This is a genomic window from Fodinibius sp. (assembly GCF_041642155.1).
GTDB lineage: Bacteria > Bacteroidota > Rhodothermia > Balneolales > Balneolaceae > Fodinibius.
This window is the reverse complement of record NZ_JBEPWZ010000050.1, coordinates 1-14,392: the sequence shown is the minus strand read 5'-3', so window position 1 is coordinate 14,392 and position 14,392 is coordinate 1. Positions and strand designations below refer to the sequence as shown.

The window sequence follows — 14,392 nt, the reverse complement described above, 5'->3', positions numbered from 1 at the left end:
CGAGCAGCGCATCCCGTGAGACCGGTTCATTGACGTGGGCTGCGAGATAGCGGATAAGCTCTACTTCGCGCGTCGTTAATTCGATGTCACCTTGTTCGGGGTGTTTGGCGCAGGCATTTTTCAGGTCGATATGAATATCGCCGAGCTTTAACTGATTGATGGGTTTGGCCTTGGCATACTGATCCGACCGGCGAAGGCGAGCCTGGATGCGAGCCAGCAGCTCCTTCACACCAAACGGCTTGGTTACATAGTCGTCTGCACCGATATTTAAGCCGGTGACCTTATCGATCTCCTGATCCCGGGCCGTAAGCATGATGATCGGGAAGGTGTAGTTCATGGCCCGTACTTTTTTACAGACGTCGTAGCCACTCATGCCGGGCAGCATGAGATCCAAAATCATAAGGTCGAGATCTTCATTTTTGACGATATCAACGGCGTCGTCCCCCTTTTCCGCTACAAAGGTATGATATCCTTCATTTTCAAGGGTATCCTCAAGCGTAAACACAAGACTCGGCTCATCTTCAACAATAATTATTTTTTTAGATTCCGCGGGCATAATTTTTTGTTTATGATGTTAGAGAAGGAGAGCGCATTGCTGAGGAATCAACGGCTGAAGCCTGGGATTCTTCAACGGGGCTGTTGACGAGGGTGGGGAAGGTGACGGTAAATATGGAACCTTTACCCACTTCACTGGCTACGCTGATGCTTCCCCCGTTCAGCTCCACCAAGCTTTTGACAATGGAAAGTCCCAAGCCATGACCTTTCGTTTGAGCGGTCAGCGTGTCCTCTGCCCGGTAAAACTTGTCAAAAATATGAGACATCACCTTTTTGGGCATGCCTACACCGTGGTCTTCCACTTTAAGGGTGATGTTATCGTCACTCGCTTCCAGGGAAATACCCAGGTACCGTTCCTCTTTGCTGTATTTGAGGGCATTTTCCACAAGGTTGCCCAGGATGGTATCGAAGCTGTCTATATCGACCATCGCCAGGGGAATATCATCGTCAATAGCTACATCGAGCGCAAACCCCCTGTTTTCGATATAGGATTTTTGTTCGTCAATGTAGCTCTGTACAAGCTGTTTGAGATTCACGGGCTTGGGTTCGATAAGCGACTGACCGGCGTCCGCTTTGGCAACATCGAGCAGTTTTTCAATCATCCTGCGCAGCCGTACCGCTTCGTTATAAATATGCGTGCCGTAATTTTTGAGCCGTGACTGATCTCTTACCCGACCGTCGGACAAATTTTCGCCCGCGGCCTGCATTACGGCCAGCGGTGTTTTAAGTTCATGGGTGACATTGGCCAGGAAGCCGGCCTGGCGTTCCGCTAAAGCGCGCTCTTTCTGGGCAGAAATGAACATAAATACCAGCGATCCGAGCAGCAGCAGTACAGCCGCCCCGAGGACCGTCAGATTTTTTAGCAGCGAAGAGTTTGAGGCTTCTACGGTTGGCGTGTTGGTGAAGGAAACTTCCAGTTTCCAGTTGTCGAAGAAATCGGGAAAACGCTGCTTGAACTGGATTTTATCGTGATCGTAGGGCACGCCGGGATCACTGCTGGCAATGATGTTGCCATTGGTCCAGTCGCGCAGCCATACATTAACCCCGGCCTTTTGGGACTTTCCGAAGTGTTTGTTCAGTGCAGAGGGAAGAAAATCATTTTTAAGGTACTCCTGGTTAAGGGGCATCGTAAGATATCCGAAGATGTTGTGCTCGGAGGGATCAATAAACGCGAGTGTCACGCTTCGGTTGGTATCAAAAATGACTTTATTATTATATTTATAGTCCTTGACGAGTGCTTTCATCTGGGTCCGCGCAATACCCATGCCATCGCATACGGATTCGGGATAGCGGTCATCCCAAACCAGTTTTTCCTTCTCAGGATCGTATTTTAAGATGGGTCGACCTTCCCTGCACCCGTTCAGGCTGGAGGGAATAAAATAGATATCTTTAAAAATGGAATCGGTTGCCGCCTGCTTTACCCGCTTGTTGATATCGGCAGTGAACTGATTGTCTTGGTTAAACCGGGATTTCAAACGCTCCATATTGGTTGAACTAAGTCCCCAGAAAGGTTTGAAAAAGCGATATCGAACCTTGTCTGCAAATTCAGCAACCTGCAGCTTTTTGGGCTGTCGGTCGACCTGAATGGTACTCTCGTGAAGCTCATAGAGCGAATAGACATTCATACTGGTGAGCGCCAGGATAGCGACCACCCCGGCAGCCAATAATATCCAGCGTAGAGAGTCGTACCGTTTCATAATAAGCTGTCGTTAGAATTGAATCGTATTAAATATAAGTATCGAACAATACAAAAGTTATACCTGCCAGCATTTTTTTGTACTTAACCTGCTAAAGCATGAAAACATGACTTCAGCGCATAAGACGGTTAGCCTGAATTTATACAACCGAATTACCGAGTTTTGAGACCCATACGCATTATAAGGAAAAAATACACATGATATTTAATCAATGTTTGTTCATTTGGAAGCCGTTTAAACCCGCACGCTATCCTCGAGTATTCATGAAGAACCCAGGTTATCGGTTCACTTCTTATTCCCTGGCTATATCAGCCAGAACATACTGCTTGTCGTCATCCTTGATCAGCCGCCCTGACTGGCCGTGTTGTGAATGATAGAACAACAAGACCGCTTGTTCCCGGTACGCTTTCTTGAGCAGGCGGACTTTTGCCTTTTTGGCCTGAACGGGATTTGAATCCTGTTGATGGGTGCTGTAATGATTGAGATGCAGAGAAGAGGGAATAAGTTCTCCGGGGTAGCAGGCATATTCTTCACCGCTTTGCATATATACAGCCTGGTGGCCGGGCGTATGTCCCCCGCTGTGAAGCAGGGTAATTCCCTCGATGAGTTCCGTCGTTTTGCCGGACACCAGCTGAACGCGGGCATCCGCCATCAGCCGGTAAAACTCGTCCAGCTGATAGCCGGTCCCTCTTGCGTGCGACTCCTGAACTGTCCGGGAAAGGGCGAAATTCCATTCCTCTTTATGCAGGTAGTACGTGGCATTCGGGAAGGTTGCCCGTGTCTTGGATGCGGAATCAGTAAAGGAACATCCGGCGGCGTGATCATAATGCAGGTGGCTGAGAACCACATGCGTGATATCTTCCGGTGCAAGTCCGAATATCGCCAGGTTTGTGTTGACATTTGAAACACCGGTATAACTGCTCCCGGCATCCAGTCCCCAACCCAGGCCCGTATCCAACAAGATCTTCCGGTCCCCGTATGTTACCAGTATCGGATTAATGCCCACGATGGTAGATTGCCTGCCTGCACCCGTTGCCGCTGAGGCATCAGACGGTTCGCCCTCGTCTTCCCCAAAACGGTTGATGTGTCCGTCATGGAAAACCTCGAATTTTCCCTCACTCAGTACTTCTACCGTTAGCGATCCGATTTGCATGGCGTCTGACTATTGAATGTTAATGTCAAAAGGAAAGAGCGTGAGGGCATGGCGTTGTTTGAACAGCGACAGCTGTCGTCGAATCTCATCCCCTGCAATCAGGGAACCCCAGCTATTGTTCAGCAATGCTTTTGCCTGAGTTGCCGCCGAGCCCATGAGCAGGTCGTAAAATGATTTCGGTTTTGGAAAGTGGTCAAGCCTGTAGTCGGTGAGTTCAGCTTTTTCAGCGGCGACTCCTATAGCCTTGTCCATGCCTCCGAGCAGATCGACAAGTCCGTTTTCCCGGGCTGCGGCCCCGGTCCATATGCGGCCCTGTGCAAGGCTGTCTACCTGTTCAATACTCATATTCCGGTCGCCGGCTACTTTGCCGATGAACGCCTGGTAGAATTGATCGACAAACCGTTGAAACGCCTGCTGCTCGTCGGGCGTTAAGCTTCGGTTCTGTGAAAGCCAGTCGGCATGCTCGTGTGTCTTTACCTCATCGAACGTAAGGCCCATTTTGTCATTGAAAAATTCTTTGGCATTGAGCTTGGTAGCGAAGACACCGATTGAGCCGGTAACGGTGGTTGGTTCCGCCACAATAGAATCAGCGGCCATTGCGATATAGTACCCGCCGGAGGCGGCCACGCCGCCCATGGAGACAATGACCGGAATCTCTTCTTTGACCGTTTGAATTTTACGCCATATCAGGTCCGAGGTGCTTCCGGCCCCGCCGGGACTGTTTACCCGGATGACCAGCGCTTTGATGTCGTCATCCTGTCTGACGTTTTCGAGCTGTTCCTCAAAAAAACTGCCTGTTATCAACTGCTGGTCGTTCAGAGGCGAACTGGAATTCATCTCCGGCATAATGGGTCCGTTGGCATGAATGACCGCTATCCTGTCGGAGGCCGATGAGGTCGAGCGTCCCGCCGCGGATGCGGAAACGTTGGTATATCGGCGATTTGACACGGTTTTAATGGATTCATCTTCTGCAAGCCCGATACGCTCTTTGATCAGTGTTTCCAGCTGATCGGTATATAGCAGGGAATCGACAAGCTGCTCATCATAGGCAAATTGCGAGGTCAGATGGGGTTCCCCGTTCATCAGGCCATCCAGTTCTTCGATCGTGCGGCCGCTTTTTTGACTGACGGCTGTCACGAAGGTCTGATGTACCTGATCCAGCAGCTGCGAGAGCTGGTATTCATTTTCATCCGACATCTCTCTGCGATAAAAGGGCTCGACTGCTCCTTTGTATTTACCGTGGCGGGTTACTTCCGCTTCAATGCCCAACTTTTCAAACAGGCCGTCGTAAAACATGACCTGGCTGTAGAAACCGTCAAACTCAAAAAAGGTTTCCGGTGCCGAGAAGATAGAGTCGGCCGCCGTGGCCAAAAAGTATCCTTTTTCATTATAACCCACATCGCTGGTATTGGCATACACAAATTTGTCGGAACTGTCACGGAAAGCGCTGATCAGCCGGTGGGCCTCTTCAAGGTTGGCCCATCCTTCCGACACATAGTCTATTTCAAGCCAGACGCCTTCGATGTTGTCATGCGACTGTGCTTTGGTTAGGTTTTCTTTTAATGTGTGCAGAGACACCTTGTCCTTGTTACCCCGGGCCAAAATTTCATCCAGCGGACTTGAGGTCGACCGGTCGGGGAGCGTGCCACTGAGTCCTATTTTTAAGACGGAATTGCTTTGTATATAGGGTTCAGGCTGCTGCGAGCTACTGGAAATGGTGACAACAAGAATAATCAGAAGCAGTCCCACTGCTAAAAAAAGTCCCAGCATGGTGGCAATAAGCGTTTTGAAAAAATTCATAGGCGGTTTCGCAGGATCAGTGATTTCAAAATTAATAGAAAAATAATTTCTTACCTTGGAGGATACGAAAAATATGCAAAAATGTTAGAAACAGAATCGTTGGTTATCTATGGCTAAACAAGATATAGTAGTTGTGGGTTCGGGACATAATGGACTTATTACGGCCTGTTATCTTGCCAAAGAGGGGTATCCGGTAACGGTGGTTGAGCGGCGCGATATGCCGGGAGGTGCGGTAGCTACCGAAACGATGTTCCGGTCGGAACAGTATCCCCGGGGGTTTCGCATGGATGTGGGGTCATCTGTACATATCATGATTCATCAGACCGGCATTATTGAGGAGCTGGAGCTGGAGCACTACGGCCTGGACTACATCGACATGGATCCCATCATGTCCTACCCGGTCCCGGGTGAAAAGGGGCAGGGAGTCATTCATTTTTTCAAGGATCTGGACCGCACCCTGGAGTCGATTGCACAGGTTGCCCCGGAAGATGTAGAGAACTACCGGGCATTTGTGGAGTTCTGGGGGCGCATTAACAAGGGGGTGCTCAAGGCGTTTATGGTACCGCCAAGCAGTAAACATATCATCATGGAGCTGGCAAAGGGGCAAATAAGAGACGGTTCCATGTTCAAAAAAGGGGAGCAGGCCAGCGGATTGCAAAAAATCCTGAGCAGCTACGGCAAGGTAGTGGACGATGCGTTTGAGAGTCCGCATATGAAAGCGGCCCTTACCTGGTTTGCGGCCCAGTCAGGTCCCACGCCCGACCATCCTGCGACGGGTGATTTCGCCGGTTGGCAGTCGATGTTGCATCAAAGCGGGGCCAAGCACCCCCGGGGAGGCAGCGGCATGCTTACCCAGGCGCTTGTCCGCTGCCTGGAAGCACATGGCGGGGAGGTACTGACCGGAATGCCGGTGCAGGAGATTGTCGTTGAGGATGGCTCGGCAGTGGGCGTACGGACCGAAGATAGGGAATTTCACGCGGATATCGTGATCTCTAATGCTCATGTGCAACTTACGATGATGGAGCTGGTGGGACCCCGGCATGTACCCGCCGACAGCTATCGAAAGATTGAAAATATAAACGTGGGAAATGGGTTTGGAATGGTCATTCGGTGTGCCGTGGAAGAGCTGCCCCGCTATAGTGCTTGTCCCGCTGATCCCTGGATTCACAACGGGATGCAGCTGCTGGCCCCTTCGGTCTCGTATCTGAACAGCGCCATCGGTGATTATATGAAAAAAAATCCGCCGGAAAATCCTGCTGTGTTGGCTATGACTTTTTCCGGGATTGACCCGGATGTTACTCCCAGTGGGGGACACACCCTCTACGGCTGGGCGCAATGGCATCCTTATGAACTGCAAAAGGGCCTGCATTGGGATGACATCCGCGAACGAGAGGCCCAAAAAATTTACGATGTCGTGTGCCGCTATGCGCCCAATATGGAAGATAAGCTGATCGACTGGTATATCCAGACGCCCCTTGATATTGAACGTAAGCATGCCATGCCCCGCGGGAATGTCATGCATGTGGAGATGAGTTTTGATCAGATGTTTATGTTCCGCCCCATCCCCGGGATGAGCGAGTACAAAACTCCTGTAAAAAATTTATATTTGTCATCGGCTTCCTGCCATCCCGGGGGTGGCGTATTTGGAGCCGCGGGCTATAATGCGGCCCGGGTTATCCTGAAAGATCTGCGCAAGAAATCCTGGTTTTAACGATATAGACGATATACACTTCCCATGATTCAAAAAACGAATTCGACTGTAATCGTAAGTCGTAATCTGCTCTTGGATAATCTTCGGTCCTTCAGCCGTTTTCTGGATCCGGGTACGCGCATTATGGCTGTTGTGAAATCCGACGGCTATGGACATGGTGCGGTTGAAGTTGCACAAACATTGGATCCCAGCGTTGAAGCTTTTGCCGTCAATGCTATTCAGGAGGGGATTGAACTTCGGGAAAACGACATTGCAAAACCTATCCTGGTGTTTGAAGTCCCCCAGCAACGGATGGTTTCGCAGTACCGCGTGCATAACCTGACGGCCACGATCAGTGCCAAAGAGCACTTTGAATGGTTGCCCAACGGGACGTCTTATCATTTGAACTTCGACACGGGGATGGGGCGCCTCGGATTCCATCCATCACAGGCCGAAGAAGTAGCCGATATGGTTCAGCAGCACAGGGAGCTCTTCTGTACCGGCATATACAGTCATTTTGCAACAGCACATGAGCCCGGATTTTCACTGGTTGCCCGGCAGCACGAGACGTTCCGAAAAATTCAATCCTTTTTTCCGGATGGCCTGGCTGCTCATATAGCAAACACCGGGGGAACCGCCTTTTATGATACCCGACAGTGTACCATGGTGCGCCTGGGGATCGGCTTATACGGCTATTCGCCCGGATCTACGGGTATAAGGGGGTTAAAGCCTGTCTTGAGCTGGAAGTCTTTTCTGGCCCAGACAAAGGAAATAACATCGGAAGCCACGGTGAGCTACGGGGCAGAGTGGCAGGCTCCTTCGGATGGATATCTGGGTATTTTGCCCGTGGGGTATGAGGATGGCATCAAACGCAATTTATCGGGCCGACTGAAAGTTCGTATTGCAGGAAAGGAGTATGCGGTGGCGGGGACGATCACGATGAACTACTGCATGGTTTTCCTGGGAGATGATTATTATGAGCCGGGGACGGAGGTCGATCTGTTATACACGGAGAACAACGCGTACGACTGGGCACAAAAATTGGATACTATCCCATATGAGATACTGACAAGTATCGACACCCGCATTCCGCGGGAGTATGTTTAACGAGTAAGATATGAGGGCTTTGTAAAACCGTTCTTTTGGCCATATGCTATATTTTCGCGCATTCAACATCCTTACATATGCTTACTATTCTGCGGTTTTGAATGCGCTCAGGCCTTGATATTTCCCGATGCTTCGGGACTGGTTTTTCAAAGTCCTCGAAACTAAAGAATAGCCACCAGCTCTACATCGAAACGGAGTGTTTCATCTTCGAGGTCGCCCCCGCTGAAGTTTTGATTGGGATCACCGTATCCGAGCTCGGGGGGAATGATAAGCGTTCTTTTTTCGCCCTCGACCATACCCATCATACCCTGCCGGAATCCCTCAACCAGGGGACTGATCGTTTGTCCGTTGGAGGAAGTTATAGGCACCGGGGTCAGGTTTCGAAAGATAGTGGGAGCCTGAGAACTGTCCCTGTAGCTGCTGTCGAAGGCTTCCCCGTCTTCTGTACGCCCGGTATACCGAACATATACCTGATCGCGGGCCTCAACTTTTTTATCCTGTCGCCCGTCCCCATCTTTGATAAAATAGATAGTCAGCCCGTCTTCGGTCGTCGAGTCGCCGATGGCCTGGGTCGTATCAAAAGGCTCGGGCGGGGTTAGCTCGGCCTGCCGGTAATAGGAGGGACCGTCCCCGCACGCCTGAATCAGGACGATAAGGGTAAGCACCGGCAATAATGAAACGATCGTTGACTTTTTAAATGAGATCATTAAATAAAAAACTTATATCGTTTAATTTCCAGAGACCTTTGCAAAATCGTTCTTTTGGCCAATTGCTGAATTTTTGCGGATTAAACATCCTCACATATGCTTGCTATGCTGTGGTTTTGAATTCGCTCAGGTGACCAAAATCCTGATTTTTCAAAGCCCTACTCCATAGCGTTTCAGATACAGGCTGACACCCTGTCTGTTGCTTTCTTGTAAGAGCGACAGCTGATGTTAAGTGCTATACAGAGGCGCTAAATGTAACGTATTTAGAACGCGCAGGAAAGCGCGAATATTATGTTTCTTTCTTAGGCGTCGCCAAATGCTTTGTCAAGTTCTTTTTTACGTTTGCGGACCGCTATTTTACTCATAAACACGGCAAGCTGGAAAAGCAGGATAAGCGGAATTGCGATTAATATCTGGGAAACCGGATCCGGTGGCGTGAGAAATGCCGAAAGCACAAAACAGAAGATAATGGCATGTCGTCGGTACTCTTTTAGAAATTCGGGGGTAAGCAGCCCGAATTTAGAAAGAAAATAGCTGAGAACGGGCAGCTGGAATATGATACCGCAGGAGAGAACCCACATCGTCACGGAACTAAAATATTCATTAATATCAAAGTCGTTATGGATAGCGGTAGAAATTTGAAACTGCGTGAAAAACTGGAGCGCGAAAGGGACCAGCACAAAGTAGCCGAACGCCACGCCCAGCAGAAAGAAGAACGTAATAAAAGCCGTATTTCCGCGGGTTTTCCATTTCTCGGTTTTTTCAAGCGCCGGTTCGATGAACGCCCATAATTGGTAGAAGAAAATAGGGGACCCGATAATGATTCCGATCACAATAAGTGTTCCCCAGTAGGTAAAGAACTGTCCGGGCAGTTTACGGCTTTGCAGCGTCAGGTCAATAGCATCTATACCCAGTAGCTGGTAGACAATAAAGTCGGCATCGGTGGGACCCAGCATTACCTTATCAATAAAAAAATCGCCGAAAATGAAGGCTATGACCATACCGATGCCGATACCGCCAAAGCCTTTGATAATTCTCCAGCGCAGCTCTTCAAGGTGATCCAGAAAAGCCATATCGCTCGTTCGGTCCTCCGGCATTTCAGCCGGGGGCGGATTTTTCGTCATCGTTTCTCGTTTTTCCACAAATCTTCTAAATTAAATCCAAAAATTATCATATGAACTACTATCATTGACGATACAGACTATATCAAAGCTTTCAAATATAAAAAAATATTTGGTATGTCGGCTTAAAAAGACGCCCGAAAAAGCACAAAAAATATCTTCAGCTACCGGCAGATATGACAGGGAAGGATTCTCGGGCTTAGCATAGGCAGTATCATACAGATTATTATGAAGTAAAATTATTTTAAATGCTTCTGTTTTCTTATCCTGTAGCAGAAAATACAAACACTTTCACTTAAAACGTTTTTTTATGACATTCGGAACAACGGAAATTCTTATTGTTGTTGGTGTTATCCTGCTGTTTTTCGGCGCCCGGAAAATACCTGAACTGGCCCGGGGCATTGGACAGGGGATTTATGAGTTTAAAAAAGTTTCCAAAAAATCGGAAACCGAGGAAGATGAGGAAGTCGGAAGTGATACCCGGGAGAATCATCAGCATTAATTATGCCGTTACAAAGTCGTATAGCGGAAAATTTTGACACATTTGCGATACTTCCTTACGGGTGTTCGACAGCGTGGTTTCATCATCAGGACGTTGCAGCACCCGGTCAATGAGTTCGGCAACCCTGGTAAACTCTTCGGTGCCAAAACCGCGACTCGTCATGGCCGGCGAACCAATACGAATGCCGGAAGTAACAAACGGACTCTCGGTATCGAAAGGCACCATATTTTTGTTTAGCGTGATACGAGCTTTTTCGAGCGCCTGTTCGGCCGTTTTTCCCGTAAGCCCTTTATTCCTCAGGTCGACAAGGATGAGATGATTGTCCGTGCCGTCGCTTACCAGTTTGTACCCTTTTTCCCTAAAGGTCTCTGCCATTGATTGCGCATTGGCTTGCACCTGTTTTTGATAGGATACAAAATCATCCTGGAGAGCCTCCCTGAACGCCACGGCCTTGGAGGCTATGACATGCATCAGCGGTCCCCCCTGGGTGCCCGGAAATACGCTGGAATCAAGCACTTCACTCCAGTTTTTGGTCCGCCCGGATTTACGCGCTGTCACCCCAAGGGTATTTTCACCGTCCTCGCCCAGCAAAATCATACCCCCCCGCGGTCCCCGCAGCGTTTTGTGTGTTGTCGTAGTCACCACATGGCAGTGAGGCAGCGGATTATTTAAAATGCCCGCGGCGATGAGTCCCGCCGTGTGCGCCATATCCATCCAGAGGTACGCGCCCACTTCGTCTGCTATTTCGCGGAAGGCCGCATAGTCCAAATCCCGCGGATAAGCCGATGCCCCGATGGAAATAAGCCTGGGTTGTATCGCTTTGGCTTTTTTACGTACCTCGTCAAGATCAATTTGTCCGGTTTCTTTGTCGACCCCGTAAAATTCCGAATGGTAAAGCATTCCTGAAAAATTAACGGGCGAACCGTGCGTAAGGTGTCCCCCGTGGGAAAGATCCAGGCCCAGCAGTGTTTCCCCTGGCTTCATGAAAGCGAGGTAGACGGCCGCATTGGCCTGGGCTCCCGAATGAGGCTGCACGTTTACCCATGAAGCTCCAAATAACTTTTTTGCACGCTCCCGGGCCTTTTCTTCCACTTTATCAACCACTTCGCACCCCCCGTAGTAACGCTTGCCCGGCAAGCCTTCCGCATATTTATTTGTCAGGGTAGATCCCATGGCCTCGATGACTGCACGAGAAGCAAAATTTTCGGATGCAATAAGCTCTAAATTATTGTTTTGTCGCTCTTTTTCTTCATTAAGCAAAGAATAGATGGACGGATCCTTTTGTGAAAGTGGTTCCATGAAGTTAATTATTCTCGGTTAAACTTTTGATTTTGTTCACGCGTCGCTCGTGCCGGCCGCCGTCAAAGTCGGTGTCGAGCCATATTTCCACGATCTGCTGCAGCTTGTCAGGGTCCATCTGACGCCCGGGCAGGCAGAGCACATTGGCGTTGTTGTGCTGGCGGGTCATGCGAGCTGAGGTCTCGTCGTAGACGAGGGCCGCCCGTATGTTGCTGTATTTATTGGCGGTCATGCACATCCCCTGCCCGCTGCCGCAGACGAGGATTCCCTTTCCGTGCTCCCCGCTGTCCACCTTTTCGGCAACCTGTACGGCAAAGTCCGGGTAGTCAACCGAGTCGTCGGAATGGGTACCGTAATCCACCGGCATATGGCCGAGTTCTTCGAGGATCTGTTTTACTTTTTCCTTGGTCTCAAATCCTGCGTGATCGCTTGCGATGGGGATAATCATGGCAACTGTTTTGTTATGTTTATGAACTCCGTAAATATCTCGAAAAAAACGCTAACACCAAAGGGAAAGCACCAGTATAAATAAGTATTTTTTGATGTTTTGAATATGGAAGAAACATCAGCCTCAATCTTGAGATAATTACAGCCTTCGATAATATACCGATGGGATATCTGCTACCGGGGAGGCCTCAGAACTTCAAAACGATTTTTGTCACGAGCCATGCTTCCGAAGATGCCGATACCGCCATTGATATTATAGTGGATATTCTGAATTTCACCGGGAGACAAACTGATCCCGCCTGTCTGGGTTTCCTGGGAGCGTAAAAAGTTGTACATATTGTCGTCGATAGCATTCGCAACGATCTCATTCGGGCCGTAAAAGGCGATGGAAAGCCAGGGAACCTTCAGGGTAATGTGGCCCTCCTGTGTCGGGCTGTAATTGCCTTCGTTGATAATTCCGGATGAATTGACAGAATAGATTTGCAGGCTGTTATCCTGTTCTTCGACCAAATCGGCGTAGAAGGGAGTGAGGTTGGCCGAATCGGGCTCTTCAGCATTAACGGTAAAGACATAATAGGTTTGCCGGCCCGTGTGGTATTCACTTGGGGTCGTTGTGATCTCAATTTGCTCGTCGCCCTGGTATACATACTGGTCCGGGAGTTGCTCTCGGTTAACGGTTTCAAAGTCGCCGGGGACATAGGTCTTGGCCTCAATATGGTCTCCGCCAGGCAGTGTGACATACAGCTGGTAGAGCTGCTTTTCCTGAACAGTGGCAGATTCTGTGGGATAATAAATTCCCTCACCCCCCGAAGCATAGGTATACCGGTGGTTGATCGTACTATCGGCATTGAGCATGCGAACCTCCACCGAGGCCTCCTTAACGGAAGCGTCAGAGTATACATATTCCTCTTCAATGGGAACGGTTTTGCTCAGGAGCACATCCGGAAGGGGATGATGAGCAACGAGGTAGGCTTCAACCACATAATACTCCCGGTACTCATCTTGCTCATAGAGCTCACAGCCGCCAAGGACCGTTGCACCGATAACAAATAAAACAATCCGGTTCATAATGTTAAAAATTGAGGGTATAGGATATAGTCGGCAGGATCGGAAGCAGTTGTACTGCCTCGCGTTCTGCCGGATTCTCATCCAGGTCGTAATGGTAAAACCAGGTATTGCGCCGCGAGTATACATTCACAAGCTGAAACTGCCACTGTGCCTCCCCGAGACCCCAAAAGGTGCCATCCCGGCTAAAGCTGATATCAAGGCGGTTGTAATCGGGCAGCCGCGAAGCATTCACTTTACCCACAATCAGCTGTTGCTTGCTGGTAGCGCTCGTGGGAAAGTCAAAGGCCGCCGTACGTCCCAGTGGTTTGGTATAAGCCTGTCCCGTGGCATAACTAAAAGCCGTGGAGACAGACCATCTGGAACTGAGCTTGTAGCTTAGCACCACACTCAGATCGTGGATACGGTCGTATTTGGGCGGGTAATAACGGGCAGGTCCTCCTTCTGCAGGCTCATTAAAGCCGGGAAATTTCCGGCGGGTAACCCCGAATGTATAGCCCGCGAAGCCCGTCAGTTTTCCCACCTGATGCTCAAGGAGGATTTCTGTACCAAAAGCATATCCTTTTCCAAAACGAAAGGTCTCTTCATACGGGATTCCCGCCTGGTCCTGTAAAAAGGGATCCGGCTCAAAGAGGTTTTCCATCGTCCGGTAATACAGCTCCATATCCACGGTATAACCATCCCGGGGAGATGTTTTGATGCCCGCCATATATTGATTCCCTGCCGACGGAGACACGCCGTCGTCGGCCGTCAGCCAAACGTCAAAGCCGGTGAACGCTTCATTGGAGTCGACCGTAAGAAATTGATGATAGCGCCCGTATGCGGCCTGCAGAACGATGCGGTCAGAAGGACGGTATTCGAGCGAAAACCGTGGACCCATACGCAGGTAGCGGCCCTCGCTGAAACCGTTTATTCGAAGGCCCGGGGTTATCGTCAGCCGGTCGGTCAGATTCCACTTATCCTGGAGATAGAATGAACCGTATTGCGTATGAGTACGCGAGCTAAACGTTTGATTTCTGTCAAATTCATCCTGGAGTGTTAAGGTAAGCCGACCGGTCCAAAAGCCCGCGGAGAGTTCGTGGCGGTCGCTATGAAAGTATTCAATATCCGCTTTCGCTGAAAAATCGTAAATATTGTTGGATCGCTCAAAAGGTGTGCCCGAAATTTTAAAAGAGGGAAAGTTGAAGTAACGGGAGCCGGTTACGGTAACGGTTGAAAATATTTTGTCAGAAAAGATATGTGTCCATGT

12 protein-coding genes and 1 pseudogene are annotated in these 14,392 nt (G+C 49.5%); 3 read left to right on the top strand and 10 right to left on the bottom strand.

What is annotated here, in order from left to right:
- The 4 genes from ACESLU_RS05155 to sppA form a co-directional block, all read right to left on the bottom strand.
- Nucleotides 1–556 (bottom strand): response regulator transcription factor (locus tag ACESLU_RS05155; RefSeq protein WP_372636100.1); only part of this gene is annotated, 556 nt, incomplete at its 3' end.
- Between the two features lie 10 nt (nt 557–566).
- Nucleotides 567–2,252: a sensor histidine kinase gene (locus tag ACESLU_RS05150; protein WP_372636095.1), complete on the bottom strand. Its 1,686-nt coding sequence runs from the start codon at nt 2,250–2,252 to the stop codon at nt 567–569.
- 292 nt (nt 2,253–2,544) lie between these two features.
- Nucleotides 2,545–3,405, bottom strand: a complete 861-nt coding sequence (locus tag ACESLU_RS05145; protein WP_372636093.1) for an MBL fold metallo-hydrolase — start codon at nt 3,403–3,405, stop codon at nt 2,545–2,547.
- A gap of 9 nt (nt 3,406–3,414) precedes the next feature.
- Nucleotides 3,415–5,205, bottom strand: coding sequence for a signal peptide peptidase SppA (gene sppA / locus ACESLU_RS05140; protein WP_372636090.1), 1,791 nt, complete (start codon nt 5,203–5,205; stop codon nt 3,415–3,417).
- Between the two features lie 106 nt (nt 5,206–5,311).
- On the opposite strand from sppA, the pseudogene ACESLU_RS05135 reads away from it, so the two are divergent.
- Both ACESLU_RS05135 and alr read left to right on the top strand, forming a co-directional pair.
- Nucleotides 5,312–6,916, top strand: a pseudogene (locus tag ACESLU_RS05135) (phytoene desaturase family protein); the annotation flags it as partial.
- A gap of 24 nt (nt 6,917–6,940) precedes the next feature.
- Nucleotides 6,941–8,002, top strand: coding sequence for an alanine racemase (gene alr, locus ACESLU_RS05130; RefSeq protein WP_372636087.1), 1,062 nt, complete (start codon nt 6,941–6,943; stop codon nt 8,000–8,002).
- Between the two features lie 161 nt (nt 8,003–8,163).
- Here the strand turns inward: alr and ACESLU_RS05125 are convergent, their stop codons facing one another.
- Together ACESLU_RS05125 and tatC are read right to left on the bottom strand one after the other, a co-directional pair.
- Nucleotides 8,164–8,709, bottom strand: coding sequence for an FKBP-type peptidyl-prolyl cis-trans isomerase (locus tag ACESLU_RS05125; protein WP_372636083.1), 546 nt, complete (start codon nt 8,707–8,709; stop codon nt 8,164–8,166).
- Between the two features lie 302 nt (nt 8,710–9,011).
- Nucleotides 9,012–9,851: a twin-arginine translocase subunit TatC gene (gene tatC, locus ACESLU_RS05120; protein ID WP_372636080.1), complete on the bottom strand. Its 840-nt coding sequence runs from the start codon at nt 9,849–9,851 to the stop codon at nt 9,012–9,014.
- A gap of 289 nt (nt 9,852–10,140) precedes the next feature.
- On the opposite strand from tatC, the gene ACESLU_RS05115 reads away from it, so the two are divergent.
- On the top strand, nt 10,141–10,332 hold the full coding sequence (locus ACESLU_RS05115; RefSeq protein ID WP_372636078.1) for a twin-arginine translocase TatA/TatE family subunit: 192 nt from the start codon (nt 10,141–10,143) through the stop codon (nt 10,330–10,332).
- On the opposite strand, the gene glyA is transcribed toward ACESLU_RS05115, so the two are convergent.
- The 4 genes from glyA to ACESLU_RS05095 all read right to left on the bottom strand — a co-directional run.
- Nucleotides 10,333–11,631 carry a serine hydroxymethyltransferase gene (gene glyA / locus ACESLU_RS05110; RefSeq protein WP_372636075.1) on the bottom strand — a complete coding sequence of 433 codons (1,299 nt, stop codon included), beginning with the start codon at nt 11,629–11,631 and terminating at the stop codon, nt 10,333–10,335.
- Between the two features lie 4 nt (nt 11,632–11,635).
- The gene (gene rpiB, locus ACESLU_RS05105; protein ID WP_372636072.1) at nt 11,636–12,079 is read right to left on the bottom strand and encodes a ribose 5-phosphate isomerase B; all 444 of its coding nucleotides are present in this window, start codon (nt 12,077–12,079) and stop codon (nt 11,636–11,638) included.
- A 173-nt stretch (nt 12,080–12,252) separates the two neighbouring features.
- On the bottom strand, nt 12,253–13,146 hold the full coding sequence (locus ACESLU_RS05100; RefSeq protein WP_372636069.1) for a DUF4249 family protein: 894 nt from the start codon (nt 13,144–13,146) through the stop codon (nt 12,253–12,255).
- A gap of 4 nt (nt 13,147–13,150) precedes the next feature.
- Nucleotides 13,151–14,392: TonB-dependent receptor plug domain-containing protein (locus tag ACESLU_RS05095; RefSeq protein WP_372636066.1), on the bottom strand; the 1,242-nt coding region annotated here is incomplete at its 5' end.